The sequence below is a fragment of the Solidesulfovibrio aerotolerans genome (assembly GCF_009856865.1).
Lineage (GTDB): Bacteria > Desulfobacterota > Desulfovibrionia > Desulfovibrionales > Desulfovibrionaceae > Solidesulfovibrio > Solidesulfovibrio aerotolerans.
This window is the reverse complement of record NZ_WVUD01000026.1, coordinates 20,619-46,916: the sequence shown is the minus strand read 5'-3', so window position 1 is coordinate 46,916 and position 26,298 is coordinate 20,619. Positions and strand designations below refer to the sequence as shown.

Here is a 26,298-nt window from a genome sequence, read left to right as displayed (position 1 = left end):
CCCGGCCGCCGGAGGCCTCTTCTGCCTTCTCCACTCTCGCTTCCCCGACCGCCGGAAACGTATTTTTGCATACAAAAGGCCGCGACAGGTGTCGCGGCCTTTGCCGTCAGGATCGGGGGACGCCGGGGCGTCGCCAGCGTTATTTGCGCTTGAGCCGCTCGGCCAGGTACTCGGCCACGTGGCGCACTTCAAAGGGTGTTTTTTCCTGCTCGAAACCGCCGCGAATCTGCATGATGCAGCCCGGGCAGTCGGTGGCCATGGCCGTGGCTCCGGTGGCCTTTAAGTTGGCCAGCTTCTTGCCAAGCAGTTCCTTGGAGAGTTCCGGGAACTTGACCGAAAAGGAACCGCCGAACCCGCAACACACGTCTTCTTCCTCGGCCGGCAGATAGTCCAGGCCGGCTTCGCGCAACAGCGCCCGGGGGGCTTCGGTGACGCCCATGCCCCGGCACAGGTGGCAGGGAGCATGGTAGGTGACCTTTTTATCCGGCCCGGCAAAGTCCGCTTCGGAAATGCCCAGCACATCATGTACAAAGGAGCTGAAGTCGATGACCCGGTGGGCGAACTGGGAGGCCTTGTAGGTCATGGCCGGATCATCGGCAAAAAGCCGCTTGTAGCCGTGTTTCAAGTACGAGGCGCAGGAGGCGCACATGGTCACGATATAATCGAAGTCCTGGGCGTCGATGGCGTTCATGTTGTGGGCGGCCAGTTCCCGGCCGGCCTTTTTTTCGCCCATCATCAGAAGTGGCAGCCCACAGCAGGACTGGCCCTTGGGAAACTCCATGGCCACGCCCTTTTTCGAGGCCATGACCGTGACAGCCGCTTCCATCTGCTCGGGATAGATGAAATCCTGCACGCAGCCGGAAAAAAGCGCCACCTTGAGCTTGGCGTCGGTGACGCGGGGCTTGATCTTTTCCCACCGGTCGCGAAACGCCTCGTCGGCAATGGCCGGCAGCGCCCGAAACTCCTGGTCCTTGAAAAGGAACATGGGCAGATGGCGCAGGTACGGCGTACCGCCGGTGATCGGCTTTTGCAGCAGCCGGGCGGACTTGAGCATGGTGTGAAAGAGCGTGCGGTTTTTAAGCACCTGTCCCACGGCCGTGGAATAGGCCGGATGGCCTTCCTCGTCCTGGATGCGGGCGTGGACCTCTTTGATCAGCGTTGGCAGATCGATGCCGGCGGCGCACACGGCCTTGCAGGCTCCGCAGTTGAGGCAGTTTTGCACCAGATTCTTGGCCTTTTCCCGGCCATGGAAGAAGTAGGTGGCAACCAGACCGATGGCCCCGATGTAGACGTGGCCGTACTTGTGCCCGCCGACCAGCCGGTAGATGGGGCAGACGTTGGCGCAGGCACCGCAGCGGATGCAGCGCAGCACCTGTTTGAACTCCGGGTCTTTGGCCATGGCCATGCGGCCGTTGTCCAAAAAGACGACGTGCTTGACCTTCTTGCCCTCGGGGCCGACCTCGCAGGGAACCGCGCCGGTGACCCAGGTGACGTAGGAGGTGATGGCCTGGCCGGTGGCGTTTTTGGGCAGGCAGCGGATGATGCGCAGGGCGTCGTGCAGACTCGGCATGAGCTTGTCGATGCCGGCCAGGGCCACATGGACCCGGGGCAGGGTGGTGGTGAGGCGGCCGTTGCCCTCGTTGGTGATGATGCCGATGGTGCCGGTGGCGGCAATGGCGAAGTTGGCACCGGAAATGCCCATGTCGGCCTGGCAGAATTTGGGCCGCAGTTCGCGCCGGGCCACCTTGACCAGCTTTTGGATGTCCACTTCCTGCTTTTGGTTGGTGACCTCGGAAAACAGGTCAGCCACCTGATAGCGGGACAGGTGGATGGCCGGCATGACCATGTGGGTCGGGCCTTCGTGGCGCAGTTGGATAATCCATTCGCCCAGATCGGTTTCCGTGACCTCAAACCCTTGGCCTTCGAGGTGATCGTTTAAGTGCGTCTCCTCGGCGGTCATGGACTTGGACTTAACGATTGTCTTGACGCCATTTTCCTTGGCAATCCGGGCAATGATCTCATTGGCCTCATGGGCCGTGGCAGCCAGATGGACCTTCGTGCCGGCGGCCTCGGCGTGGCGCTTGAATTCGGCAAACAGCTCTTCCAGCTGGTCGATGGCCACATCCTTGGCCGCAGCGATTTCGGCGATCAGTTCCGGGGCGTCGATGCCGGCAAAGGCATTGGCCCGGGAGGCGCGGTAGGCCACGGCGAATTTGTCCAGGGCCTGACGCTGAAAGTCGTTGTCCAGGGCGTCGCGCAATTGGGCGCGATACGCTTTGAGGGTGGTTGCGTCTTGCATCTACTTGTCCTCCAGAATGAGGATGTGCAGTTCCAGGGGGCCGTGCACACCCAGGGCCAACACCCGTTCGATGTCGGCGGTACGGCTGGGGCCGGTGACAAAGGCCGTGTAATCGGGCTGTCCCATCCAGGCCACGAGTTGGGGCTCCAGGGCGTAGGAGTCGGCCACAATGGTCGAGGCCGGCAGCACGGCGATGTGGATTTCGGCCACCATGCTGGCCAGACGCACTTCCTCGCTCATCGAGCGCACAACAACCGTGCCGGTTTCGGCAATGCCGGCAACGGCCATGGTCAGGCCGATGTCGATGCCGCCCAGGCGCGAACGCATGCCGGAGGTGATCAGGCTGATACCCTTCTCGTCGCACAAGGCGGTGAGAGTGGCCATGGCTTCGGCCGGCATCTCCGGGGCGCAGATGATTTTTTCCTGCTTGGTCTGGCACAGGGCTTCGGCGGTGTCGGACAGGGGGGCGTCGCAGCCCGATGCCAGGATCTGGCAGGCCTCCTTGCCCAGGCACACGTCGGCCACATAGGCCATGGCCTCGTCCATGGAGGCGACCGGGCGCACCACGGCCGAAACCAGGGAGGCTTTCTGCGTCAGTTGTTCGACCAGAGGGGGTGTCGTCATGGGAACCTCGCTTTCAGATGGCGGAAAAAGGACGGCCGGCAACGCAGGATGCGCGGCCGGCCGTACCTGGGACTTCGCGCGTTAAAGGTTAGGGCAGCATCCACTTAAGGGCATAGGCCTGCAGCAAGGTCAGCACGGCGATAAAGCCGAGCATGGCCAGGGAGTGGGGCAGGGTGAAGCGGAAGATGTCGCCTTCCTTGCCGACCATATTCGAGGCCGCCGTGGCCACGGAGATGGACTGGGGCGAGATCATCTTGCCGGTGACGCCGCCGGAGGAGTTGGCCGCAACGGTCAGGTGCGGATCAACGCCGATCTGCTGGGCAGTGGTCTTTTGCAGCGAGCCGAACAGGGCGTTGGACGAGGTGTCGGAACCGGTCAGGAACACGCCCAGCCAGCCGAGAATCGGCGAGAAGAACGGGAACAGCGCGCCGGTAGCGGCAAAGGCCAGACCCATGGACGAGCTCATGCCCGAGTAGTTCATGATGTAGGCCAGGCCCAGGATCATGGCGATGGTGGCAATGGGCCAGCGCAACTGCTTGATGGTACGCAGCAGGCAGGCAATGCCCTTGCCAAAGCCGTAGCCGGGCATGAAGATGATGGAGATCAGGCCGGCAAACAGGATGGCCGTGCCCGGAGTGGACAGCAGGTTGACGTTGAAAACGGCCGGATACGGGGTGTCTTTGGCCACGATGGGGGCGGCCTTCATGACCAAGTTATGCAGGCCCGGCCACTCGAACTTCATGAGGAAGATCTTGTCCAGGATGGCCTTGAAGGAATCGATGCCCCAGAAAAAGACCATGACGGCCAGGATGATGTAGGGCAACCAGGCGCGAAAGATTTCGCCGCCGGTAAATTCCGAAGCCACGACGCGGCTGGCCGCCGGGGGCTCATCCGGGAAATGCCAGGTCTGCTTGGGCTTCCAGACCTTCAGGAACAGGCCAAGACCAAGGATGGTGACGATGGCCGAGATGATGTCGGGCAGATAGGGGCCGACATAGTTGGAAACCAGGAACTGGGAAGCGGCAAAGCAGACGCCGGCGATGATGACGGCCGGCAGGATTTCCATGGTGCGCTTGAAGCCGCACATGGTCACCGAGATCCAAAGCGGCACGATGATGGACAGGAAAGGCAGCTGGCGGCCGCAGATGGCACTGATTTTCATCATGTCGAGGTCAGTGACCTTGGCCGCGACCACGATGGGGATGCCGATGGCACCAAAGGCCACCGGAGCGGTGTTGGCGATCAGGCAGATACCGGCAGCGTAGAGCGGGTTAAAGCCAAGGCCCACCAGCATGGCGGCGGTGATGGCCACGGGTGTGCCGAAGCCGGCCGTGCCTTCAATAAACGAACCGAAGGCGAAGGCGATGAAAATGGCCTGGAGCCGACGGTCGTCGGTGATTTGGGCCAGGGAGTTCTTGATGATGTTGAACTCACCCGACTCCACGGTCATGTTATAGACCCAGATGGCGGTAATGACGATCCAGACGATGGGGAAGATGCCAAAGGCCGCGCCGTACAGCGTGGCACCGATGGCCAGATTAGCCGGCATGCCCCAGGCGAAAATGGCCAGCAGCACCGCTGTGGCCGTGGCCGCAAAGGCGGCTTTGTGACCGGCCATGCGTCTGACGGCCAGCATGTAAAACAGGATGTACAGGGGGATGCCTGCCGCCAAGGCAGACATGACCACGCTCCCCAGCGGTTGGTACTGTTGGACCCACGACATTGTCTCACGCTCCTTTGAGTTGGAAATTAGACCAGCCGCTCCCGTTCCCATCGCCGCGAGGGCACGGGAGCGAGCAAAACCGCAGCGTTGGATCGGCCCTCCCGGAACAGGATCGTGCAAGCGCTCCGGGAGGGGCCGGGCCTGTTACAGCCCCAGATTCTTTTTGAGCAGCGCCATGTTCACCGCCTGCTGCACGATCTTGGTGCCGTGCTCGATGCGGGAACGGTCGCGCAGCTTCTCACGAGTGAGCATCAACTCCATTTTCTTGGCCACGGAGAAGGTGTCGTCGCGAACCACAATGACGGGCACACCCTTGTCTTCGGCTTTGGCCAGGATCATGTCGTTGGGATAGAGGTTGCCGGTTAAGATCAGGGCCGAGCAGTTGCCTTCCAGGGCCACGAGCTGCAGATCGGACCGGTCGCCGCCGCACAGGATGGCCACGTCTTTCTGGCGCTTGAAAAAGGTCACGAAGTTTTCGATCTGCATGGTGCCAATGAGGAAATTGACCACCAGCCGGTCGGTCTTGGGAGCCCCTGTGACCAGTCGTCCGCCCAGGCCCACGGCCAGATCGGAGGCGCGAATGGCAAACATGATGGGATCGTGGGGCACGATGCCCAAAACGTCCACGCCCCGGCGTTTGAGGAACGGGGTAATGAGCGTTTCGGCTTCCTCGCGGAAGTGTTCGGGCACGTCGTTTAAGATGACGCCGACCAGATCGTCGCCGAGGGCTTCCTTGGCGGCGGCCAGATAGTCGTAGTTGTATTCCTGGAGGTAGCGGTCAACCAGGATGACCTTGGCCCCCAGAGCCTGGGACACGGATACGCCGTCCACGCCGCAGTATTTGCCGGAATACAGGAAGCTGCCCGAGCCGCCGACCAGCATGAGATCCTTGTCGGCAGACAGCGTTTTATAGCTGCCCACAATGCCCGGCAGGAGGTTGGCGCAGTCTTCCAAAAAGGCCCGCATGCGGAAATCGCGGGTGATGACCACCGGCGTGACCAGGGACGGGTCGGCCGACAGCCCCAGCGCCTGCTGCATGAAATGGGCGTCTTCATCGCCGATCTGGTTGCCGATCTTGTGGGGCACGGCACCAATGGGCTTCATGTAGCCCACGCGCTGCCCTTCGCGCTGGAAGTGCTGCCCCAGGGCCAGAGTGACGAGGTTTTTGCCGGAATATCCCTGGGTGGACCCGATATAAAGACCGATCATAGGATTGTTCCTCCTGGGTTCGTTTTAGGCGGAAAGTGTTATGCGCACATCGGCCACGACGGCCTTTTCGGAATTGACCAGCACCGGGTTGAACTCGGCTTCGAGGATTTCCGGGAAATCCAGGGCCAGTTCGGACATGGTGATGAGGATATCCTCGATGGCCTGGAAGTTCACGGGCTGCTCGCCCCGAACGCCCTTTAAAAGCATATAGGACTTGATCTCCCGGATGATGCCCTTGGCATCGTCGCGGCCAAGCGGTGCCAACCGGAAGGCGATGTCTTTCAAGATTTCCACGTAGATGCCGCCCAGGCCAAACATCAAAAGCGGCCCGAACTGGTCGTCGCGCTTAAAGCCGATGATGATTTCCTTGCAGCCTTTGGGGGCCATTTCCTGGACCAGACAGCCGGCGATGTAGGCTTCGGGGCGCATGCGCTGGGCTCGGGCCGTGATATCGAAGAAGGCGTTGCGCACGGCTTCGGCGTCGCTCAAATTGACCTTGACGCCGCCGACATCGGACTTGTGCGAGATCTGCGGCGAGGCGATTTTCAAAACCACCGGGAAGCCGATCTTTTCGGCAGCGGCCACGGCCTCGTCCGAGGAGCGGGCCAGGGCGGTGTTGGGCGTGGGCAGATTGTAGGCGCGCAGCACTTCCTGGGCCTGGAATTCCACGATCTCGGTGGCACCCTTGGACCGGGCATCGTTAATGACCAGACGGGCCTTTTGGCGGTTGCGCTTGACGACCGGGTATTCCTGGGCCGGGGTCTGGCGCCACAGATAATAGGTGTACATGGTCTCAATGCTGGCAATGAGCGGTTCCGGGTAGATGGAGCAGGGGATGCCGGCTTCGGTCAGCCGCTTTTGGCCCGGGCGCGTGCGCATGCCGCCCATGTAGTTCACGAAGATGGGCTTTTTGGTGGTCTTGGCCACGTCGATGATGGCTTCGGCCGTTTCCATGATCTCGGCCGAGGCCGTGGGAGTCAAAAGCACCAGAATGGAGTGGACCTGCGGGTCTTCAACCACCACTTCCAGGGTCTTGCGATACCGTTCGGCCGGGGCGTCGCCGATGAGATCGACGGGGTTGTACAGCGAGGCATACGGCGGCAGGAATTCTTTTAAGCGGTCGATGGTGGAGTTGGACAGCCGGGCCATGTTGAGGCTGGATTTTTCCGTGGCGTCAGCGGCCAGGATGCCGGGACCGCCGGAGTTGGTGACGATGCACAGGCCGGGGCCTTCGGGCAGGGGCTGGGTGGAAAAGGCCTGGGCCAGATCGAACAGGGTGGCCATGTCGGCCGCCCGGATGACGCCGGTCTTGCGAAAGGCAGCGGAGTAGGCCTGATCCGAACCGGCAATGGCCCCGGTGTGGGAGGAGGCGGCCTTGGCACCGGCAGCGGTGGTGCCGGACTTGATCATGATGACCGGCTTTTCCCGGGTCACCTTGGCGGCCTGCTCAATAAAATCCGCACCGTGCTCGACGTTTTCGATGTAGCCAAGGATGACCGAGGTATTGGGATCGGTGCGCAGATACTCGAGCATATTGGCTTCGTTTATTACGGCTTTGTTGCCCAAGGAAACGAACTTGGAAAAGCCGATATTTTCGCCCAAGGCCCAGTCGAGGATGGCGGTGCACAAGGCACCGGACTGGGAGAAAAAGGCAATGGAGCCTTCGGCCGGATATCCGGCGGCAAAGGAGGCGTTGTTGTGGTCCTGGGTGCTGATCAGCCCCAGGCAGTTGGGACCGACCATGGCGATTTCGTGCTCGGTGCACAGCTCGATGAGCCGCTGCTCCAGGACGTAGCCTTCCTTGCCCACTTCCTTGAATCCGGCCGTGATGATGATCACAGACCGGACCTTGCGTTTGATCAGTGCTTCCATGGCGGGCAGCACGGCGGCCACGGGCACGACGATGACGGCCATATCGAGGCCTTCGGGCAGATCGTCGATGTTTTTGGTCACCGGCAGGCCAAGGATGACGTCGGCTTTGGGATTGACCGGAATGAGCGTGCCCGGGTACCCGGCCTCCTGCATGTTGGCCACGACCGTATGGCCGACCTTGCCCGGGGCCGAAGAGGCCCCGATGACGGCTACGGTTTTGGGCGCAAACAGCGCGTGAATGTTGTCTTTCAAACTCATTCGACTACCTCGTTCGCCAGTTGGTTGTGGACCGGATCAACGACCGGCCAGGGTCTCCGCATAAATTTCCACCGGATGCTTGATGACCAGCTTATCGCCGGCCTGGGACAACATATCGCCGATCTGGAGCATGCAGGCCGGGCAGCTGGTGGCAGCAACCATTGCGCCTGTGGCCACAATGTTGTCCCGCTTGTGCTTGCCGATGCGTTTGGAGAGGTCGTAATGCTGCAAGGTGAAACTTCCGCCGGAACCGCAGCACGAATCAGCGCCGTCCATTTCAACCAGTTTGTAGCGCGGGTTGGCGGCCACAAGCGCCCTGGGCTCGGCGGAAATCCCCAGGGACTTTTTCAGATGGCAGGGGTCGTGGTAGGTGACGGCGACAGGCTCCCCGGAAACCGGGAGATCAGCCGGGACCACACCCACGTCGTTAATCAGGAATTCGCTGATATCCTTGACCTTGGCGGCCATCTCCCGAATCTTAAAGCGGGTGAGTTCGGGCAGATTTTCAGCCATCAGCGGCCAGAGTTTTTTGATGGTGGAGGTGCAGGTGGCGCACGGCGTCACCAGCACGTCGAAGTCGGCTTCGCCAAACAGCTTCATGTTATGGGCCACCAGGGCCTCGAAGGTCTCCCGGTCGCCCGACGACAGGGCCGGGATGCCGCAGCAGGCCTGGTCATGGGGCATATACACGCCCACGCCGTGGTGATCGCAGACCGTTAGGACCGCTTCGCCGATGCGCGGGAACATCTTGTCCACCACGCAGCCGTAGAAAAACGCCACCTTGAGGCCGGAAAACCCGCGCGGTGCGTCACGTTCGGCCGCTGCTTCGTGCAGCGCCGAGCCGGCCAGGGGGGCGAAATGCCGCCCGCCGATCAGGTCGGAAAAGACCCGGGCGCAGGACGAACCGAGCATATCATTGACCGGCTTGGTGAAAAGCCCCTGGAACTTCGAGGCAATGCCCAGCACCGTGTCAAAGAAGCGGGGATTTTTGAGAAGCCCCCGGAAGATGGCCCGCTTAACCGGCGGCAGGCCGTAGTAGCCGGTGAGAAAGGCCCTGGCTTTTAAGAAAATATCCAGTGCCTTGACGCCGCTGGGGCAGTTGGCCTGACATGAGCCGCACAGCAGGCAGGCGTCCAGGCGTTCCTTGACCCCGGCCGGGTCTTTGATGACTTCGTCGGCCAGACATTCGAGCAGGGCGATCTTGCCCCGGGCCACATGGCCCTCAAGCCCGGTCTCGGCGTAGATGGGACACACGGCCTGGCACATGCCACACCGCATGCAGGCCACGAGCTGGTCGTCGATCTGCTTGAGCAGGCCGACGAGTTGACGCATCTCGCTCATGTCATTCCCCCGTGATCTTGCCGGGATTGAGGATACCCTTGGGATCGAGGGCGGCCTTTAAGCGCTTGGCGTACTGGATGGAACCCAGGCCCACTTCCTTAACCATATACTTGGACTTGGCCGTGCCGATGCCGTGCTCGCCAGACAGCGTGCCGCCAAGGGACAGGGCCACGTCGAAGATCTCGTCGATGGCCGCTTCAACCCGGGCGTATTCCACATGGTCGCGCTTGTCGGTGAGGATGGTGGGATGCAGGTTGCCGTCGCCGGCATGGCCGAAGGTGCCAATGGTCAGCTTGTACTTGGCGGCTATGGCTTCCAAAGCTCCGATCATGGCCGGGATCTTGGAGCGCGGCACTGTTGCGTCTTCAAGGACGGTGGTGGGGCGCACCCGGGCCAGGGCCGAAAGGGCCGCCCGGCGGGCTTCCCAGACCTTGTTGCGTTCGGCCGCGTCCTTGGCCACCTGGATACGCGTGGCACCGATGCGTTTGCAGATAGCCTCGACTTCCGCTGCTTCGTCCTCGACCTGGGCCGGATGGCCGTCCACTTCAATGAGCAAAAGCGCTTTGGCGTCGGTGGGCAGCCCCGCGTGGGCAAAGTCCTCGACGGTGCGGATGGTGAAGTCGTCCATGTATTCAAGCGTTGCCGGGACGATCTTGGCAGCGATGATGGCAGCCACGGTTTCGGAGGCTTTGCCCAGATCGTCGAAGATGGCCATCATGGCCTTGCTGGCCTTGGGCGGCGGCACGAGTTTTAAAATGATCTCGTTAAAAACGCCCAAAGTGCCTTCGGAACCAACCATAAGGCCGTGCAGATTCATGCCGGTGACGCACTTGACCGTGCGCGAGCCGGTTTTGACCAGTTCGCCGTCCACGTCATAAAAGCTCATGCCCATGACGTAGTCTTTGGTCACGCCGTATTTGAGGCCGCGAAGCCCCCCGGCGTTTTCGGCCACGTTGCCGCCCAGCGTAGACACGGCCTGGCTGCCCGGATCAGGCGGGTAAAAAAGGCCGCGCTTGGCCACTTCGGTGGCGAACTTGGCAGTAATAACGCCGGTTTGGACCACGGCGTACATGTCGGCTTCGTTGATCTCGATGATCTTGTTCAGAGCACCGGTCAAGGCCACCACGCCGCCCACGGAGGGGATGGTGCCGCCGCTTAAATTCGTGCCCGAGCCGCGCACAGTCAGCGGCAACCCGAGCTCATTGCAGGTTTTAACCACCCGTCCCAGAGCCTCGGGCGTCTCCGGTCGCACGGCCAGGGCAGGGAGTTTGGGGGGAAGGACCGCCGCATCGTAGGAATAGCTGTGGCGGTCCACCTCGCTGGCCAGGACGTTGCCTTTGCCGACGATTTCCTCGAACTTCTGGGACAGGTGGTTACTCATCGTTTTGTACTCGCTTGGCTTCGTTATTTGCCCGAACGACCTTCGTCGCAGGCTTCGCCGGTGTCGGGACGGGCGTGTTCGGCCGTGGCCGGGGTTGCGCAAAAGGCCGGATCTTCCTGGCCCTTGGCGGCAGCGGACGGGGCCTGTTCCTCAAAGATCGGCATGGCGGCCAGGTACTGCAACTGCTTGTAGCGATCCTTGTAGGCCGCTTCCATGGTGGCGCGGTACTTCTTGGAATGCTCGGGAGCGAGCTTTTCGAGTGCGGCGTAGCGGACTTCGCCGGACAGGAAAGCCTGGAAGTCGCCGGCCGGGGCCTTGGAGTCGATGGTCAGCGGGTTCTTGCCTTCGGCCTTGGCGTCGGGGTTGAAGCGGAACAGCGGCCAGTAGCCGGTTTCGACGGCCAGCTTGGCCTCTTCCATGGACTTGCCCATGCCTTTGCGGATGCCCTGGTTGATGCAGGGGGCGTAGGCGATCACAATGGACGGTCCCTTGTGGGCTTCGGCTTCGAGCAGGGCTTTGAGCGTCTGGTTCTTATCGGCACCCATGGCGATCGAGGCCACGTAGACGTAGCCGTAGGTCATGGCCATGCGGGCCAGATCCTTTTTGCCCGTGACCTTGCCGGCCGAGGCGAACTTGGCGATGGCGCCCAGCGGCGTGGCCTTGGAGGCCTGTCCGCCGGTGTTGGAATACACTTCGGTGTCCATGACCAGGATGTTGACGTCCTCGCCCGAGGCGATGACATGGTCGAGGCCGCCAAAGCCGATGTCATAGGCCCAGCCGTCGCCGCCAAAAACCCAGACGGATTTTTTGGTGAAAAGGTCGGCGTCGGTGAGGATATCGGCCTGGACCGGATCGGCAGCGGCGAGCAGGGCTTTTAACTGGTCGCCGTAGAGGCGCGAGCCGGCGGCGTCGTCTTTGTTTTGCAGCCAGCCGGCCAGGGCGGCGCGCAGGGCGTCGCCAACGTCGCCGGCCAGGGCGGCGGTCACCTTGTCGGCCAGCTTGGCCCGACGCTGGGTCAGCGCCATGGAGTAGCCGAAGCCGAACTCGGCGGCGTCTTCAAACAAGGAGTTGTTCCAGGACGGGCCGTGGCCGTCGGCGTTGACGGCATAGGGGGCCGTTGGGGCCGAGCCGCCCCAAATGGAGGAGCAACCCGTGGCGTTGGCCACCATCATGCGTTCGCCAAAGAGCTGGGTGATGAGCTTGACATAGGGCGTTTCGCCGCAACCGGCGCAGGCACCCGAGAATTCCAGCAGGGGCTGGAAGAACTGGCTGCCCTTGAGGTTTTCGCGTTTGACGAGGCCGCCCTTGTTGACCACGGTCATGGCAAAGGCGTGGTTGGCGATCTGTTCGACCGACTCGGTCTCCAGCGGCTTCATGACCAGCGCCTTCTGCTTGGCCGGACAGACATCGGCGCAGGAGCCGCAGCCCATGCAGTCCATGGGGAAGACCTGCATGCGGTAGGCCAGACCTTTGAGCTCCTTGCCGGCGGCCGGCAGGGTGTCAAAGGAGGCTGGAGCCTTGGCCATCTCGGCTGCATCGGCCAGGAAGGGGCGGATGGTGGCGTGGGGGCACACGTAGGAGCACTGGTTGCACTGGATGCAGTTCTCTTTGAGCCAGTGGGGGATGTTTATGGCCACGCCACGCTTTTCGTACTGGGCGGTGGCTGTCGGGAAGGAACCGTTTTCGGCAAAGGCCGACACCGGCACATCGTCACCCTTCTGGGCCAGGATGGGGCGAATGACCTTGTTAAAGTACTCCGGCTCGTTGACAGCGGCGGCCGGGGCATCGGCAGCGCTGGCCCAGGCGGCGGGCACGTCGATTGCGACGAGGCCTTCCATGGCCATGTCCACGGCGTCGATGTTCATCTTAACGATTTTCTCGCCCTTGTTGCCGTAGGTCTTTTTGATGGAGTCTTTGAGCAGGCTGATGGCTTCCTCAATGGGCAGCACACCGGCCAGCTTGAAAAACGCCGTCTGCATGATCATGTTGATGCGTGCGCCAAGGCCCACCTTGGCCCCGATGGCCACGGCGTCGATGTTATAGACCTTGATCTTTTTGTCGGCGATGGCGCGCAGCATATGGCCGGGCAGGTTTTTTTCCAGCTCTTCGGCCGTATTCCAGGCGGAGTTGAGGACGAACGTGCCGCCGTCCTTGATGCCTTCCAGGATCTCGTAGGTATTGACGTAGCTGGGCTTGTGGCAGGCGATGTAGTCGGCCGCGTCAACCAGATACGTGGACTGGATGGGCTTTTTACCGAACCGCAAGTGCGAAACGGTGATGCCGCCGGACTTTTTGGAGTCGTAGGCAAAGTAGCCCTGGGCGTAGAGGTCGGTGTTGTCGCCAATGATCTTGATGGCGGACTTGTTGGCACCAACGGTTCCGTCGGAACCAAAGCCCCAGAACTTGCACTGCACCGTGCCTTCGGGGACCGTCGGCAGCACGCCGGCCGAGGGCAGGGACTGGCCGGAAACGTCGTCGAGGATGCCGACCACGAAGTGGCGCTTGGGCGCGGCAGCGGCCATGTTGTCGTAGATGGCCTGGACCATGCCGGGACGGAATTCCTTGGAACCCAGACCGTAACGACCGGTCATGAGTTTGGGGATGGGGCCGCCGCGCTCGACATAGGCGGCGCAGATGTCTTCATACAGCGGATCGCCGAGGCTGCCCGGCTCTTTGCAGCGATCCAGGACCGTGACCACCTTGGCCGAGGCCGGCAGGACTTTGAAGAGATAGTCCGGGGCAAACGGCCGAAACAGGCGGACCTTGACCAGACCGACTTTCTCGCCCTTGGCGACCAGATAGTTGACCACTTCCTCGATGGTTTCGCACGAGGAGCCCATGGAGATGATGACGCGTTCGGCGTCGGGCGCGCCCACATAGTCAAACAGCTTGTAGGGGCGGCCGGTGACGACAGCCACCTTGTCCATCATGGCCGACACGATGCCGGGCAACACCTGATAGTAGGGGTTGGAGCGTTCGCGGCCCTGGAAGAAAATGTCCGGGTTCTGGGCGGTGCCGCGCAGATCGGGATGCTCGGGGTTCATGGAACGGGCGCGGAAAGCGGCGATTTTCTCATGATTGACCAGGGCTTTGATGTCCTCGTAATCGATGACTTCGATTTTCTGGATTTCATGCGAGGTGCGAAAACCGTCGAAGAAATGCAAAAACGGCACGCTCGATTCGACGGCGGCCAGATGGGTGACCAGGGCCAGGTCCATGCACTCCTGCACCGAGGCCGAGGCCAGGAAGGCAAAGCCGGTGGAACGGGCGCTCATGACATCGGAATGGTCGCCAAAGATCGACAGGGCGTGGGTGGCGATGGCCCGGGCCGTCACATGAAAGACGGCCGGCAGCAGTTCGCCGGCGATCTTGAACATGTTGGGGATCATCAGCAGCAGGCCCTGGGAGGCGGTGAACGTGGTGGTCAGCGCGCCGGCAGCCAGGGAACCGTGCACAGCACCAGCCGCGCCGGCCTCGGACTGCATTTCACGGATGGTTACGGTCTGGCCGAAGATGTTTTTAAGGCCTTTGGCCGCCCACTCGTCGGCAATTTCGCCCATGGTGGACGAGGGGGTGATGGGATAAATGGCCGCCGTATCACTTAACGCGTAGGCGACATGCGTGGTGGCGGTGTTGCCGTCCATGCTTTTCATCTTCTTGGCCATGCTGCAATCTCCTTAAAAGGTTGTCGTTCGACCGATGAGAGAAAGGCCGTGTCGACGCTCTCTCTTAGGCAAACCGTGTGCCAGCAACGGTTAATACAATAAATCCGGTGAATTACCGCTAGGAAGAAACCGGTTTGGGTCCAGGAAGGATCGGGGCATCCGGTTTTTCGGATGCAGGGTCAAAGCTAATACCCTGGAATCTATGGCTTCGTAAAGCGCTTCAGGGCAAAAGCCCTGTCCGATTTTTCGGACACAGTGGTCTTGTCCGAAATTTCAGACAGTAGGCCGTTTCCCGCCGCAAGAGGACCAGAACTGGGGTTTCCCAAGGTTTCTTGCCATAGACGAGGCGCGTTGGCACGCAAAAAGGCGGGAAAACGGTTTTGTGCAAAAAGTCCCAAGCACAGGCTGGCGCTGGAGCAAAACAGCTACTCCGGGATGGCCAGACCGCTTTTCTTGAGCAGGGCGTAGAAGTGGGAGCGCGATAAGCCGGAAATGGCGATCATGGCTGCCACATCCCGGCCGTGCTCGCGTAAAAGGCCCTCAAGATAGCGGCGCTCCATGGTTTCCTTGTAGTCTTTGAGCGTGCGCCGGCCGATGGGGGCATTGGCCGCTGCAAACGGTCCCGGCGCGGCCGGAAGTTCGCGCTCGCACGTTTGCATACCGCGCTCCAGGGTCGATTTGGTCACCTTGATGCGTACGTCCTGGGGCAGGTGCATGCTGTAAAGCGTCTTCTCCCGGCCGGAAGCCAGAAAGGCGCGTTCCACCACATTGCGTAGTTCGCGCACGTTGCCCGGCCAGTCATAGGCTTCGAGCATGGCCAGAAATTCCGCGTCAAAGCCTTTGGGCGGCAGGGCGTATTCGGCGGCCAGGGCGTCGGCAAAGGCCAGGGTGAGGGGTTTTATGTCCTCCACCCGACAGCGCAGGGGCGGCAGGGGCACTTCGATGGTCTTTAAGCGAAAGTACAGATCGCGTCGAAATTCGCCGACCGCGACCATGGCGGCCAGATCGCGGTTGGTGGCGGCAATGAGCCGGAAATCGCTGTGGATTTCGCTGACCCCGCCCACTGGCCGGAAGGTCTTTTCGTGGAGCACGCGCAAAAAGGTTTTTTGCAGCGAGGTCGGCATCTCGCCCACTTCGTCGAGAAACAGCGTCCCCCCGTCGGCGAGTTGGGCCAACCCCACCCGGTCGGCGTCGGCTCCGGTAAACGCCCCTTTTTTGTGGCCAAAAAGCGTGCTCTCCACCAGCGACTCGGTCAGCGAGGCGCAGTCCACGGTGACAAAGGCCTTTTTCGCCCGGGCGCTGTTGGCGTGAATCAGTCGGGCGAAGAGTTCCTTGCCGGCACCGGTCTCGCCAGTGACGAGCACGGCAGCGCTCGAGCCGGCGGCATGGGCCACCTGATTGAGGCAGGGCTGCATGCGGGGGCTGGCCGTCACACAGCCGGTCAGCATGAGGGAGACCGGGCTGTGGTCGCTGCGCCGCTCCTCGCGGTATTTGAGTGCCCGCTGCAAGGTGAGCATGATCTGTTTTATCGGCGAAGGCTTGACCAGATAGTCCCACACCCCCTCCTGGATGGCCAGTTCCGCACCGTCCGGGTCGCCGATGCCGGTGAGGATGATGACCTCCGGGGCGTCGGGCAGGCGTTTGATGGCGGGCAGGGCGGCCAGGCCGTTGCCGTCGGGCAGGCGCACGTCCAGAAAGACCACGTCGAAGCGCTCCCGGGCCAGCAGTTCCATGCCGGCCTCCAGAGCACCGGCAGACTCGCTGGTCAGGCGCATTTTGCGGGTGAGGCTGGCGATGGTGTCGCGGACTTCGGGGTCGTCGTCGATGATGCACACGGATTTCATGGGGCCGTCGTTTGCTTTTTGGCGTCAAGCACCTCGCGGATGGCCGCCGAGATGATCGCCTGGTTGTAGGGCTTGAGCACCACTTTTTGGATGTTGCCGGCGAGCTTTATGTCCTCGATGTCGCCCAGGCGGCCGGAAACGAGGACAACAGGCAGCGCCGGGGCAATTTTCGCCGCCCGCCGGGCCAGTTCCAGACCGTTGACCTCGGGCATGTCGAAATCGGTGATGAGCACATCAAAGGCGGCCGGGGCAGCGGCCAAAACGGCCAGCGCCTCCAGGGGACTGCCCCGGGCCGTGACCTCGTGGCCGAGCTGGGCCAGCACCCGGGGGATGGTGAGCAGTTGATCCTCGTCGTCCTCGACAAAAAGGATGCGGTCGCGGCCCCGGTTGGGCGCGGGCCTCGGCAGGACCACCGGGGCATCGCCAGCGGCGAGCAAGGGCAGATAGATGTCAAAACCGGTGCGCTCGCCGGGTAGGCTCGTCACCCGGATGCCACCCCGGTGGCTTTTAACGATACCGCGCACCACAGCCAACCCCAGGCCTGTGCCTTCGCCTTTTTCCTTGGTGGAAAAAAACGGATCGAAAATCTTATCTAAAATGTCGCCGGCTATGCCTGGGCCGGTGTCCACCACGGACAGGCGGGCATAGCGGCCGGCCCTGGTCCCGACCTGACCGGCCTGGCTCTCGTCCAGGGCGTCTTCGCTCAGCGACAGGGTCAGCACGCCGCCGTCTTCGCGCATGGCCTGGAAGGCGTTGGTGCACAGGTTCATAACGATCTGGTGCAACTGGGTGGGGTCGGCCCGGCAGGTCACCGCAGCGGCGGGCAGATCCTCAACGATTTTGATGTGGCGCGGGATGGAGGCCTTGAGCAGGCCCGCCACCTCGCTCATGACGTCGGCCACGTTTATGGGCGCAAACCCGGCCTGGGAAGGGCGGGTAAACGACAGAATCTGCTTGACCAGACGGCTGCCGCGTTCGCCGGCCTTGAGCACCCGGCGCAGATCATCCTCCATGGCGTCGTCCGGGGGCAGATCCATAAGCGCCAGTTCTGCGGAATTGATAATCGAGGTCAGGATGTTGTTGAAGTCGTGGGCGATGCCGCCGGCCAGGGTGCCGATGGCCTCCATCTTTTGGGATTGCAGGAGTTGGCGCTCCAGGCTCACCTTCTGGGTCACGTCGTCGGCCGTGGACAAGACCCCCACCACCGCCCCCTTGTCGTCGTGGAGCGGCACCTTTTTGATCTCCAGCAGCACGTCGGCTCCCCGGACGTTGCGGGCGGCCAGTTCGCCGGCCACCGGCCGGTTGTAGCGCATGACGTCGATGTCGGTGGCCCGTACGGCGTCCACGTCCTCGGCGCGAAGCGGCAGGGCGGCGTCGTCGCGGCCCATGAGGTCGCTGAGATCGGTGAAGCCGAAAAAGTCGGTGAAGGCCCGGTTGGCCCCCAGATAGCGCAAAGCCTTGTCCTTCCAGGAAACGAGTTGGGGGATATTGTCCAGGACCAGACGCAGCATCTCCTGGGACTCGCGCAAGGCCCGCTCGGCCTCATGGCGCATGGTCACGTCCTCCACCACGCCTTCGACATAGGCCAGATAGCCGGCGCGGTCGGCGACCAGACGCATGTTGATGTTGGCCGTGACCGGTCTGGCGTCGGGCCGCACGAACCGGGTTTCGAATTTGATGGTGGCCAGTTCGTCCACAGGCGATTCGAGCAGGGCGGCGAAGCGGTCGCGGCCGGAAAAGAGCACATCGATCATATCGCCGCGTCGGCGCAGCAGTGTGTCCAGGTCATCGACCCCGAGCATGGCCAGCATGGCCGGGTTGACGTCAACCGCCTGCCCGTCCGGGGCCATGCGGAAGATGCCCAGGGCGGAATTTTCAAAGATGCCGCGATATTTCTCTTCGGCTTGGCGCAGCTTTTCCGTGGCCCGCTTGAGTTCGGACACGTCGTATAAAACGCCCACCAAGCCGGCGATCTGCCCCTTGGCGCTTTCATAGACGGCCCGGTGCAGGATGACGGAATGAGGCGTGCCATCCGCGGCCTGGATGTCGGTTTCACCCCGGCGCACGCCCGGTTCGCGCAGCAGGCCGGCATCCTCGGCGTCGAGGTGGCGGGAAAGCGGCGAGTCAATCACGCTGGCGCAGTCCCGGCTCGGCACGGCGGTGTTGGCCGCGTTGCGCGCGGGGGCTGCGTCCAGACATGGCACGGCGACACCGTCCATGTACGGTAGAGCCTCGTCGGTTGTGCCGCACCAGGACCGAAAGGCCGGGTTGCAGCCCCGATACCGGCCGGTTTCATCTTTATAATAGATGGGGATGGGGATGGTGTTGACCAGGGTTTCCAGAAACGTCACCTGATCTTTGATTTTTTCCTCAACCGAACGTCGCCGCAAGATGTTGGTCACAAGCAGGACCATGACGTAGCACAGGATAAGGACACTGATGATGATGGTCCAAAAAACCGCAATATTGATCTGATAAAAGGGATACGGCTCATTTATGAGGGAAAAGCCTGTGGGGAGTTTGTCGGTGGTGATGCCCAGGCGCAGCATTTCCCGGAAGTCAAAGATATAGATGTCGTTGGTCTGGGTTACGATGGGCAGATCGGCTATGGGCGTGCCGGCAAGGAGCTTGTCGGCCATGGTGGCGGCGATGCGGCCTTCTTCAATGCCGCTGTGCAGGCGGCCGCCGACAATACCGTGGCCGAGCATGAACTGCCAGGCGCTGTAGATGGGCACGTCGGAATTGGCCCGGATGGCTGCCAGCACTTCGTTGACGGAATAGACGTCCTTGGTGGTGTCTTTGTAAAAGGGAATGAGAAAGATCATGGCGTCGTTGCCCAAGGTATGCACCCGGTCGAGGATGCCGGCCAGGGTCAGGTTGTCTTCGTATTCAAAACGCAGCCGGCCGGCGAAATCGCCTTCCACGGCCCGCAACTGGTTGCCGATGGCCACGCCCGTGACCGAGGCGTCACCGAAGATGACCAGCCGGTTGCGGTCGGGGTGGAAGCGCAGGGCCAGTTCCAGCGTGGTGCGGATGTCGGGGTTTTCCAGCACACCGGTAAAATTGGGATGGCCGGTCAGCCAGTCGGCGTGAAAGTCGTTGACCCCGCAAAAGACCACCGGCGTGTCCGGGAACAGTTCTTTTTGGTATTGGCGTAGGAAGTCAAAGGCGTAGTTGTCCGAGGCTAAGATGACCTCGAAATGGGTGTTGCGGTATTTGAGCTTGTAAAAATCGTGGAGCATGCCGCGCAACACCGGGTCGGCGTATTTTTTCGAGTCCATGTACTCGATTTGCAAATCCACGTTGAAATCCGAGGCGGCAAAGGCTTCGCGCAGTCCGGTCAGGATATCGTCGGACCACTGGTATCCGTTTTGGTAGGCGTTGAAATAAAGAACGTTTTTGCGAATCTTATCGGCTCGGGCAGGCCCAGGCACCGCCAGCAGGAAAAGGAGCAGGCACAACAGCCACCGGACAACCATGACATCTCGCAGGAAAGGGGTGCGGGGCCACTCGGCCCAGGGACGGTCTTTGTCATGAGTTTGTCATGGCTTGCCCGGAAGTCAATACCCCGGCTGTTTCCAACGGACTTGCGGCCCTGCTGCTGGTATTGATTGAAAAGAGGCCGGAAAACAGATAGAAGGCTTTTTTGCATGCGGAAGCGTTTCGTCACCGGTGTGGCGCCCGGACTTCAAATCCGGTGTGTGGTCGAGAGGTCACAGGTAGGTTCGACTCCTATACGCTTCCGCCAGCATTGCTCTTTTTCTTTGCTCCCATTGCCTGGGCTTCCATTTTCCGGACCGGGAAACGGAATGTGGTTCTCCCCTGGTCCCACTTTTGCGTTGTGCCCGTCGCTGCCACAGCGGCGTGCTGTTGGAGCGCCATGCCACCCGTGTCTGCCGAGCTGGCCCAACGGGCCAAAGTCTTTAAAGCCCTGGGACACCCCAGCCGCCTGCTCATGGTCGAAGCCCTTGGCCAGGGGGAGCAGTGCGTGTGCGAGTTGCGCGAACTGGTTGGCTCAGATATTTCCACTATTTCCAAGCATTTAAGTGTGCTCAAAGAAGCCGGCATCGTTACGGATGAGCGCCGGGGCACCAGTGTCTATTATTCCTTGCGCATGCGCTGCGTCTCGTCGTTTTTGGCCTGCGTCGGCCGTTTTTTCGACCAACAGCTCGAAGAACAATTTTTGTATCTTGAGGACTTGCGCAAACAGACCGGCCGACAGATTTCCTGACGGGCGGCCGTTTTTTTTCTTGCCTTGGTGACACGGGTTTTATAAAATTCGTGTCACAGGTTTGGACGTATCGTGTCGGCCGCCCGGTCGCAGCAGGCGGTCCGCAACCGTGCAACAAGGCAGTAGAGTCATGCAAGACGGCGCAAACGAAACCCACGCGTTGTCCCCGGATGCCGACCACCTTCCCGGCGAAAAGACCCGCAACCGCTACGACCATATGGAATGGGCCGGTGCCTTTGGCGACATCGGCACACTCATTCCCTTTGTCGTGGCCTACATCACCATTCTCGGCATCGATCCACTCGGGCTTTTGTTCATGTTTGGCACCTGCAAAATCGCTGCCGGACTGTTCTACAAGACGCCGCTGCCCATCCAGCCCATGAAGGCCATCGGCGCGGCAGCCGTGGCCGGCGGCATCTCGCCTGCCGCCCTGTTCGGTTCGGGTCTGACCACCGGGCTGTTCTGGCTGATCATCGGTCTGACCGGCACCATCGACCACGTGGCCAAGCTGGCCACCAAGCCGGTGGTGCGTGGCATCATGCTCGGCCTTGGCATGACGTTTGTGGTGGAGGGCATCCACCGTATGGTCGGCTCGCCCGTGTTGGCCGGATTCGCCCTCACCGTCACCTTTGTGCTGCTGTCGCGACCCAAGATCCCGGCCATGTTCGTGCTGCTGCTCATTGGCGTCGTGGCCGCATTGATTGCCAACCCGGCCCTGTGGACCGAACTGACCCAGGTCAGCATCGGGTTTCGCCTGCCGGAATTCGGGCTGCATCAGGTTCGCTGGGACGACATCGTCACCGGCACGCTGCTTTTCACCCTGCCCCAGATTCCGCTGACCCTTGGCAACGCCGTGGTGGCCATTGCGGCGGAAAATAACGAACTCTTCCCGGATCGGCCCGTCACCGAACGCACCATGTGCATCAGTCAAGGCATCATGAATCTGATTTCGCCGCTCTTTGGCGGCGTGCCCATGTGCCACGGGGCCGGCGGCATGGCCGGGCATGTGCGCTTCGGAGCGCGCACCGGCGGTTCCTTGGTGATCCTTGGGACCATCGTCATTATTATCGCACTCTTTTTCAGCCAGTCCGTGGCCGTCATATTCAAGATGTTTCCCTCGGCCATCCTCGGCGTCATCCTGTTCCTGGCCGGGGCCGAACTGGCCGTCACCGTGCGCGACATCGGCAACAAGCGCGAGGAATTCTACACCATGATCGTGGTGGCCGGCTTTGCCATGTGGCACATGGGCGTGGCCTTCGTGGTCGGGGTCATCCTGGATAACGCCCTGCGCCGCAAGTGGATTCGCCTGTAAGGCGTGAGAGAAGAGGAAAGGCGGAAGAGGCCTCCGGCGGCCAAAGGGCTGAGCCCTTTGGAATCCCACCTGGGAGGCAAGGGAAGCCCTCGAATCAATTTCTGTTGCCGGCGGCCGGGGGATTCCCAGACCGCCGGCTTTCCTGTGTGTTCTGGCGGTCAACAGAGTGCCACCTTCCTCGGTGCCTACGGGCCCACCAGGCTCGATGTCTGCGTCCCCCCTTGCCAAAGGAACTGATCCCGTATATTTTCCTTTTTGACCAAATAGCAAATATTTTGGCCGCGCGACACGGGCGCGGCAATGTCGGTCCTGGCATCCTGCCTGTGCGGGCTCCTCTTCAACGCGAGTATGCAAGGAGGCTTCAATGCGATTTTTAGCCCAATTGTTCCCGGAATTTGCGACGAAGCTGGATGAGATGGACGCGCTGTACGCCGAGAAACGTCTTATCGATGAAAAGACCTACCAGTACATTTGCTTTGCCGTGTCGGTGAAGGCCCGGTCCAAGCCGTGCGTACTCAAGCATTTTAAGGGTGCCCTGGATGCCGGGGCGACGTTGCAAGAGTTGGCCTACATCTTGGCCCTGGTCATGCGCGAGGCGGCCGGAGCCGACGACTGCTGGACCCATGACGTCCTGGGCGATGTGGCTGATATCATAGCCGGGAAAATCGATTGCGGCTGCAAGAAATAGCGGCCGGGAGGAGCGAGCGATATGTTGATTCAGGTGCTCGGCACGGGCTGCGCCAAGTGCAACGAGCTGGAAAAGCTGGTCAAGGAAGTTGTGGCTGAAAAGGGCGTTGACGCCGTTGTGGAGAAGGTGACGGATTTGCAGCAGATCGCCATGCTGGGTGTTTTCACGACCCCCGGGCTGGTCATCGACGGCGTGGTCAAGGCTGCTGGCGGAATGCCGTCGAAAAAGGATCTTGCGGCCTGGGTGAGTTAGTAAGGGTGTTGCTTCGGGGCAAACCCCAACGGCAATTCCTGAACGCAAGACGAGCCGGGCGTCAGTCGTCCGCAGTCAGGTGCCACGATACTGATGGGCCATCTGGACGGTCGGCGGGAACAGGCCGATTGTCCAGGTGGCCTTCTGTTTTGCCGGCCGTCTGAGACTGTTTCGCGCTCACTGCCGGCCTTGCCCCGGGGCGGGTGGCGGCTTATGGAGAGGCATGCCTGTTTTTGCCCTTATTGACGAACCGGTGTTCCCGAGTCCCCATTTGGCCGAGCCTGGGGGCTTGCTGGCCGTTGGCGGCGATTTGAGTCTGGAGCGGCTGCTGGCGGCCTATCGCCGGGGTATTTTCCCGTGGTATGATGCCGAGAGTCCTATTCTCTGGTGGTCGCCGGACCCTCGCCCCATTCTTATTCCCGGACATGTGCGGGTGTCGCGGCGTTTGGAGCGCACCTTGCGTTCGGGCAAATTTCGGGTGACGCTGGACGCGGATTTTGGCGGCGTCATTGCCGGTTGTGCCGGTATGCAGCGCGCCTCGGACAATGGCACCTGGATCGTGCCGGAGATGGCCGAGGCGTACGAACGGTTGCATGTGGCCGGCTATGCCCACAGTGTTGAAGCCTGGCAGGACGGCAAGCTTGTGGGCGGCGCGTATGGCGTGGCCATTGGCAAGGCGTTTTTTGGCGAATCGATGTTTCATAGGGTCACGGACGCCTCGAAAGTGGCGTTTGTGACCCTGGCGCGGCATCTGGATGCGCAGGGTTTCCACTTCATCGACTGCCAGCAGACCACCGGGCATCTGTGCCGCTTCGGGGCGGTGGAGGTGACGCGCAACGAGTTTTTGAAAAGGCTGGAAGTGGCGCGGGAGGAAGAGGGGGAAGTGGGGGCGTGGGAGTTGGATGCGGCGGAGCCAGCCGCGAATTAGGGGAGGGCTGGTGTAATGTTGGTCTTGGCGCAGAGGTCGAGGTAGTCGTCAACGGCCTCAATGAAAGCGGCTTGGGCTTCTTGAAGTGTATCGCCATGAAAGTCGATGATGTTCTGAATAATTCCTAATGGTTACTTGCCTACCCCCTTTTTCGGGGAGGTGTCTAACGTCAAGATGATTACTCCTTCATAGCGTTAGCGTATTCTAAGGCAAGTTTGAGTTTGTCCTCGTCGTTCTTGGTATTAACATGTTTTGCCCAGATAACACCCTTGCTGCCAGCCATCTCTCGTAAGTCATAGTATGGCCCTGACATGTCTACAGATGATTTTGTTCGAGAAATTTTTAATTCAGCAAATCCAAGGATATTATCATTGTCCTTGATGACGCCTCTAACACCATCTTTGATTTTATTAAGAGTGCGGTGGCTAAAAACAAAATTGAAGTCATTATTTGAAATATCAGCTATGACAGAATCCCATACCCCTCGAGAGGTGGCCTCAGTTGGGCTATCGCAACAGTACCATACTTTGCCATTGGTAATAGAAACACCACTAATACCTTGTTTTACATTGAAAACTCCATACAATTCGATGGATTCGTCTTCGTTTCGTAGAAAATAAACCCAATCGCCCCCGATCCAGCGATCTTTGTGGAAAAATTTGAACAAGCAATTATCATATAAGTATATAATTGCTCGAAAGACTATCACGAAAAGGGTGGCGGTAAGAAACGCATCTACGTATTCATGGCTGATCACGGTAGATAGCATATCTGATATTACGTTTTTCTTGTATGCAAAGGCAATGAATGATGTGCATATGATAATAATAATGTCTAAAACGGCCATGTTCATGACGTGCCTCTCATTTTTTTATATAGAGTACACTATCGTGAAAAAATATCAAGATATATTTGTAAATAAATTTTTTATGCCCGAATTTGCTCGAAGCCCTTTATGGCTGAAAGCAAGCAAATCTTCGGGCGTTTTCGCCACCAGTACCAACCCCTTCTACTTTTGCTTGAGAACTCCTTCGCCGGTCATGCGTCCCATGAACCTGGAAGTAGGATAGATGTGGTACTACCCTCGTAGCCCTGCATCTAGGCGTTATTCGCGCAGATTTCCTACAGTGTCCCCGTTACACCGGGCAAGGACATTAATTATCACTCCACTGTTACAGACAGTGAAAAATATTCATATCCCCGCTACCCCCGCTTCTCCCCCACCAACTTTCGTATCTTTTGCTTCTGCAACGCAATAATCGCCTTCAACCGCACGTACTCTTCCTTGAAATAACGCAACTCTTCCTCCGGGCTGGCGTACGCAGCCAGGCCGGTAAAATCATTTTGGGTGGAGCGGCGCTGCTGCGGCGGCTGCTGGTGTTGCGGATCGTTGGTCATGCTATCCCAGTCCTTGGCGAGCGTCTTAAAAAGCCAGCAACGCAGGGCCAACCGGACGCCTTACACTTTACGCTTTGTCCCGACTGTCCACCCACTTTTGCACCCGGATCGGCTCAAAGGCCCGCATTGCTGCCAGCAAGCCCTCGGGCGTGTCTGACGACAGCACCAGCCCCTTCTGCTTTTCCTTCAAAAATCCTTCGTCAGCCATGCGGTCCACGAACTGGAGCAGCGGGGTGTAGTATTCCTGGACGTTGAGCAGGCCGCAAGGCTTCTCGTGCAGCCCAAGCTGGGCCCAGGTGATGATTTCGCAGAATTCATCCAAGGTGCCCATGCCGCCGGGCATGGCGATGAAGCCGTCGGACAGCTCGGCCATGCGCGCCTTGCGTTCGTGCATCGACGAGACCACATGCAGCTCGGTCAGCCGAGGATGGGCCAGTTCTTTGCGGCGCAAAAAATCCGGTAAAACGCCAATGGCCTTGCCGCCGGCGGCAAGCACCGCGTCGGCCACGGCACCCATAAGCCCGACGCAGGCCCCGCCATAGACCAGGGTCAGGCCCTGGGCCGCCAGCAACTGCCCAAGCGCCGTGGCTGCATCGACATAGGCCGGATCGGTCCCGGACGAAGAACCGCAAAAAACACACACACTTTGCATGCACAACTCCCAAAAGGGGCCGCTGCAGCAGCAGCCCCGGTTACGACAGAAAGGACGGCCTGAAAAAACTAATCCAGGCCCTCGATGATGGGTTTGTGCTGGCTCAGATCGTAGTAGCCGCGCACCGGGAAGGGCAGGGTGTAATTGGGAATCTTGTTGAAATGGATAAATCCGATATCCTTGCCCTCGGCCAGCTCGGAAAGAGCGGTCAAACCGAGCGGTACCGGGATATTGAGCGCACAGGCATGCACTTCCGACACCTTGTCCTGGTAGCGGGTCTTGATATACTCAATGAGGGCGTCGCGCTCCTCCTCGGTGAAGGCCTCCAGCAGGATGCGGCGGCTGCTCTCGTAGCTCACCGGCAGATCCGGCTCGACGGGGTCGCCGACCAGCACGTCCCAGTCATAGATTTCGGCCTCTTCCGGGGCCCATTCGGGGCGGAACAGATGGACGTTGACGTCCTTGCGGCCTTTGAAGCTTTTGATAACCATGGACACGGTCCAGGCCCGGTCCACGCGCAGATTGAAATCTGCCGGTACGACGTCGATCTCCATGAGGCGTCTCCTTACTCGGATGGGCTGTCCCCGGACCGGCAGCGCGGCCGCCGTCCCGGACGCCACG

Annotated in this window: 19 protein-coding genes and 1 tRNA gene; 6 read left to right on the top strand and 14 right to left on the bottom strand. The window is 60.6% G+C overall.

From position 1 onward, the window contains the following. Window positions 1-139: 139 nt before the first annotated feature. From ldhH to GTA51_RS13655, 10 genes are all read right to left on the bottom strand, one after another. Window positions 140-2,299 (bottom strand): L-lactate dehydrogenase (quinone) large subunit LdhH, encoded by a 2,160-nt coding sequence (gene ldhH / locus GTA51_RS13700; protein WP_160961960.1) that lies wholly within the window; start codon window positions 2,297-2,299, stop codon window positions 140-142. Beyond that, window positions 2,300-2,923, bottom strand: a complete 624-nt coding sequence (locus GTA51_RS13695; protein ID WP_160961958.1) for a LutC/YkgG family protein — start codon at window positions 2,921-2,923, stop codon at window positions 2,300-2,302. A gap of 88 nt (window positions 2,924-3,011) precedes the next feature. Then, complete coding sequence (locus GTA51_RS13690; protein ID WP_160961956.1) at window positions 3,012-4,646, bottom strand: L-lactate permease; 1,635 nt, start codon at window positions 4,644-4,646, stop codon at window positions 3,012-3,014. 144 nt (window positions 4,647-4,790) lie between these two features. Then, window positions 4,791-5,855: a phosphotransacetylase family protein gene (locus tag GTA51_RS13685; RefSeq protein ID WP_160961954.1), complete on the bottom strand. Its 1,065-nt coding sequence runs from the start codon at window positions 5,853-5,855 to the stop codon at window positions 4,791-4,793. A gap of 24 nt (window positions 5,856-5,879) precedes the next feature. Further along, a complete protein-coding gene (locus tag GTA51_RS13680) occupies window positions 5,880-7,985 on the bottom strand; it encodes an acetate--CoA ligase family protein (protein ID WP_160961953.1) in 2,106 nt (701 codons plus the stop codon). A 36-nt stretch (window positions 7,986-8,021) separates the two neighbouring features. Next, a complete protein-coding gene (locus tag GTA51_RS13675; RefSeq protein WP_160961951.1) occupies window positions 8,022-9,326 on the bottom strand; it encodes a (Fe-S)-binding protein in 1,305 nt (434 codons plus the stop codon). Between the two features lies 1 nt (window position 9,327). Next, entirely contained in the window at window positions 9,328-10,707 is a 1,380-nt protein-coding gene (locus GTA51_RS13670) for an FAD-binding oxidoreductase (protein WP_160961949.1), read from the bottom strand. Between the two features lie 23 nt (window positions 10,708-10,730). After that, window positions 10,731-14,372 carry a pyruvate:ferredoxin (flavodoxin) oxidoreductase gene (gene nifJ, locus GTA51_RS13665; RefSeq protein ID WP_160961947.1) on the bottom strand — a complete coding sequence of 1,214 codons (3,642 nt, stop codon included), beginning with the start codon at window positions 14,370-14,372 and terminating at the stop codon, window positions 10,731-10,733. 425 nt (window positions 14,373-14,797) lie between these two features. Continuing rightward, window positions 14,798-16,216 (bottom strand): sigma-54-dependent transcriptional regulator, encoded by a 1,419-nt coding sequence (locus tag GTA51_RS13660; protein ID WP_160961944.1) that lies wholly within the window; start codon window positions 16,214-16,216, stop codon window positions 14,798-14,800. After that, entirely contained in the window at window positions 16,213-19,695 is a 3,483-nt protein-coding gene (locus GTA51_RS13655; protein ID WP_160961942.1) for a PAS domain S-box protein, read from the bottom strand. The genes GTA51_RS13660 and GTA51_RS13655 overlap by 4 nt, the downstream gene beginning before the upstream one ends. Window positions 19,696-19,870: 175 nt before the next feature. On the opposite strand from GTA51_RS13655, the gene GTA51_RS13650 reads away from it, so the two are divergent. From GTA51_RS13650 to aat, 6 genes are all read left to right on the top strand, one after another. After that, window positions 19,871-19,964: transfer RNA gene (locus GTA51_RS13650), tRNA-Sec, on the top strand. A 132-nt stretch (window positions 19,965-20,096) separates the two neighbouring features. After that, on the top strand, window positions 20,097-20,447 hold the full coding sequence (locus GTA51_RS13645; protein ID WP_160961940.1) for an ArsR/SmtB family transcription factor: 351 nt from the start codon (window positions 20,097-20,099) through the stop codon (window positions 20,445-20,447). 130 nt (window positions 20,448-20,577) lie between these two features. Beyond that, the gene (locus tag GTA51_RS13640; protein WP_160961938.1) at window positions 20,578-21,759 is read left to right on the top strand and encodes a putative sulfate/molybdate transporter; all 1,182 of its coding nucleotides are present in this window, start codon (window positions 20,578-20,580) and stop codon (window positions 21,757-21,759) included. A 364-nt stretch (window positions 21,760-22,123) separates the two neighbouring features. Then, complete coding sequence (locus tag GTA51_RS13635; RefSeq protein ID WP_160961936.1) at window positions 22,124-22,447, top strand: carboxymuconolactone decarboxylase family protein; 324 nt, start codon at window positions 22,124-22,126, stop codon at window positions 22,445-22,447. 21 nt (window positions 22,448-22,468) lie between these two features. After that, a complete protein-coding gene (locus tag GTA51_RS13630) occupies window positions 22,469-22,699 on the top strand; it encodes a thioredoxin family protein (protein ID WP_160961934.1) in 231 nt (76 codons plus the stop codon). Window positions 22,700-22,922: 223 nt separating this feature from the next. Next, on the top strand, window positions 22,923-23,627 hold the full coding sequence (aat, locus tag GTA51_RS13625; RefSeq protein WP_160961932.1) for a leucyl/phenylalanyl-tRNA--protein transferase: 705 nt from the start codon (window positions 22,923-22,925) through the stop codon (window positions 23,625-23,627). Window positions 23,628-23,805: 178 nt separating this feature from the next. On the opposite strand, the gene GTA51_RS13620 is transcribed toward aat, so the two are convergent. The 4 genes from GTA51_RS13620 to GTA51_RS13605 form a co-directional block, all read right to left on the bottom strand. Beyond that, window positions 23,806-24,480, bottom strand: coding sequence for a hypothetical protein (locus GTA51_RS13620; protein WP_160961930.1), 675 nt, complete (start codon window positions 24,478-24,480; stop codon window positions 23,806-23,808). Between the two features lie 350 nt (window positions 24,481-24,830). Beyond that, on the bottom strand, window positions 24,831-25,025 hold the full coding sequence (locus GTA51_RS13615) for a hypothetical protein (protein ID WP_160961928.1): 195 nt from the start codon (window positions 25,023-25,025) through the stop codon (window positions 24,831-24,833). Between the two features lie 67 nt (window positions 25,026-25,092). After that, on the bottom strand, window positions 25,093-25,677 hold the full coding sequence (locus GTA51_RS13610; RefSeq protein ID WP_160961926.1) for an LOG family protein: 585 nt from the start codon (window positions 25,675-25,677) through the stop codon (window positions 25,093-25,095). A gap of 68 nt (window positions 25,678-25,745) precedes the next feature. Further along, window positions 25,746-26,231: a hypothetical protein gene (locus GTA51_RS13605; protein ID WP_160961924.1), complete on the bottom strand. Its 486-nt coding sequence runs from the start codon at window positions 26,229-26,231 to the stop codon at window positions 25,746-25,748. Window positions 26,232-26,298 lie beyond the last annotated feature (67 nt).

Bases quoted from the DNA above. Each gene is read 5' to 3' on its own strand.
- GTA51_RS13630 (WP_160961934.1), top strand. From the start codon at position 22,469: ATGTTGATTCAGGTGCTCGGCACGGGCTGCGCCAAGTGCAACGAGCTG.
- GTA51_RS13660 (WP_160961944.1), bottom strand. From the start codon at position 16,216: ATGAAATCCGTGTGCATCATCGACGACGACCCCGAAGTCCGCGACACC.
- GTA51_RS13680 (WP_160961953.1), bottom strand. From the start codon at position 7,985: ATGAGTTTGAAAGACAACATTCACGCGCTGTTTGCGCCCAAAACCGTA.
- GTA51_RS13635 (WP_160961936.1), top strand. From the start codon at position 22,124: ATGCGATTTTTAGCCCAATTGTTCCCGGAATTTGCGACGAAGCTGGAT.
- ldhH (WP_160961960.1), bottom strand. From the start codon at position 2,299: ATGCAAGACGCAACCACCCTCAAAGCGTATCGCGCCCAATTGCGCGAC.
- nifJ (WP_160961947.1), bottom strand. From the start codon at position 14,372: ATGGCCAAGAAGATGAAAAGCATGGACGGCAACACCGCCACCACGCAT.
- GTA51_RS13685 (WP_160961954.1), bottom strand. From the start codon at position 5,855: ATGATCGGTCTTTATATCGGGTCCACCCAGGGATATTCCGGCAAAAAC.
- GTA51_RS13675 (WP_160961951.1), bottom strand. From the start codon at position 9,326: ATGAGCGAGATGCGTCAACTCGTCGGCCTGCTCAAGCAGATCGACGAC.
- GTA51_RS13645 (WP_160961940.1), top strand. From the start codon at position 20,097: ATGCCACCCGTGTCTGCCGAGCTGGCCCAACGGGCCAAAGTCTTTAAA.
- GTA51_RS13620 (WP_160961930.1), bottom strand. From the start codon at position 24,480: ATGAACATGGCCGTTTTAGACATTATTATTATCATATGCACATCATTC.
- GTA51_RS13690 (WP_160961956.1), bottom strand. From the start codon at position 4,646: ATGTCGTGGGTCCAACAGTACCAACCGCTGGGGAGCGTGGTCATGTCT.
- GTA51_RS13615 (WP_160961928.1), bottom strand. From the start codon at position 25,025: ATGACCAACGATCCGCAACACCAGCAGCCGCCGCAGCAGCGCCGCTCC.
- GTA51_RS13605 (WP_160961924.1), bottom strand. From the start codon at position 26,231: ATGGAGATCGACGTCGTACCGGCAGATTTCAATCTGCGCGTGGACCGG.
- GTA51_RS13695 (WP_160961958.1), bottom strand. From the start codon at position 2,923: ATGACGACACCCCCTCTGGTCGAACAACTGACGCAGAAAGCCTCCCTG.
- GTA51_RS13655 (WP_160961942.1), bottom strand. From the start codon at position 19,695: ATGGTTGTCCGGTGGCTGTTGTGCCTGCTCCTTTTCCTGCTGGCGGTG.
- GTA51_RS13670 (WP_160961949.1), bottom strand. From the start codon at position 10,707: ATGAGTAACCACCTGTCCCAGAAGTTCGAGGAAATCGTCGGCAAAGGC.
- GTA51_RS13610 (WP_160961926.1), bottom strand. From the start codon at position 25,677: ATGCAAAGTGTGTGTGTTTTTTGCGGTTCTTCGTCCGGGACCGATCCG.
- GTA51_RS13640 (WP_160961938.1), top strand. From the start codon at position 20,578: ATGCAAGACGGCGCAAACGAAACCCACGCGTTGTCCCCGGATGCCGAC.
- aat (WP_160961932.1), top strand. From the start codon at position 22,923: ATGCCTGTTTTTGCCCTTATTGACGAACCGGTGTTCCCGAGTCCCCAT.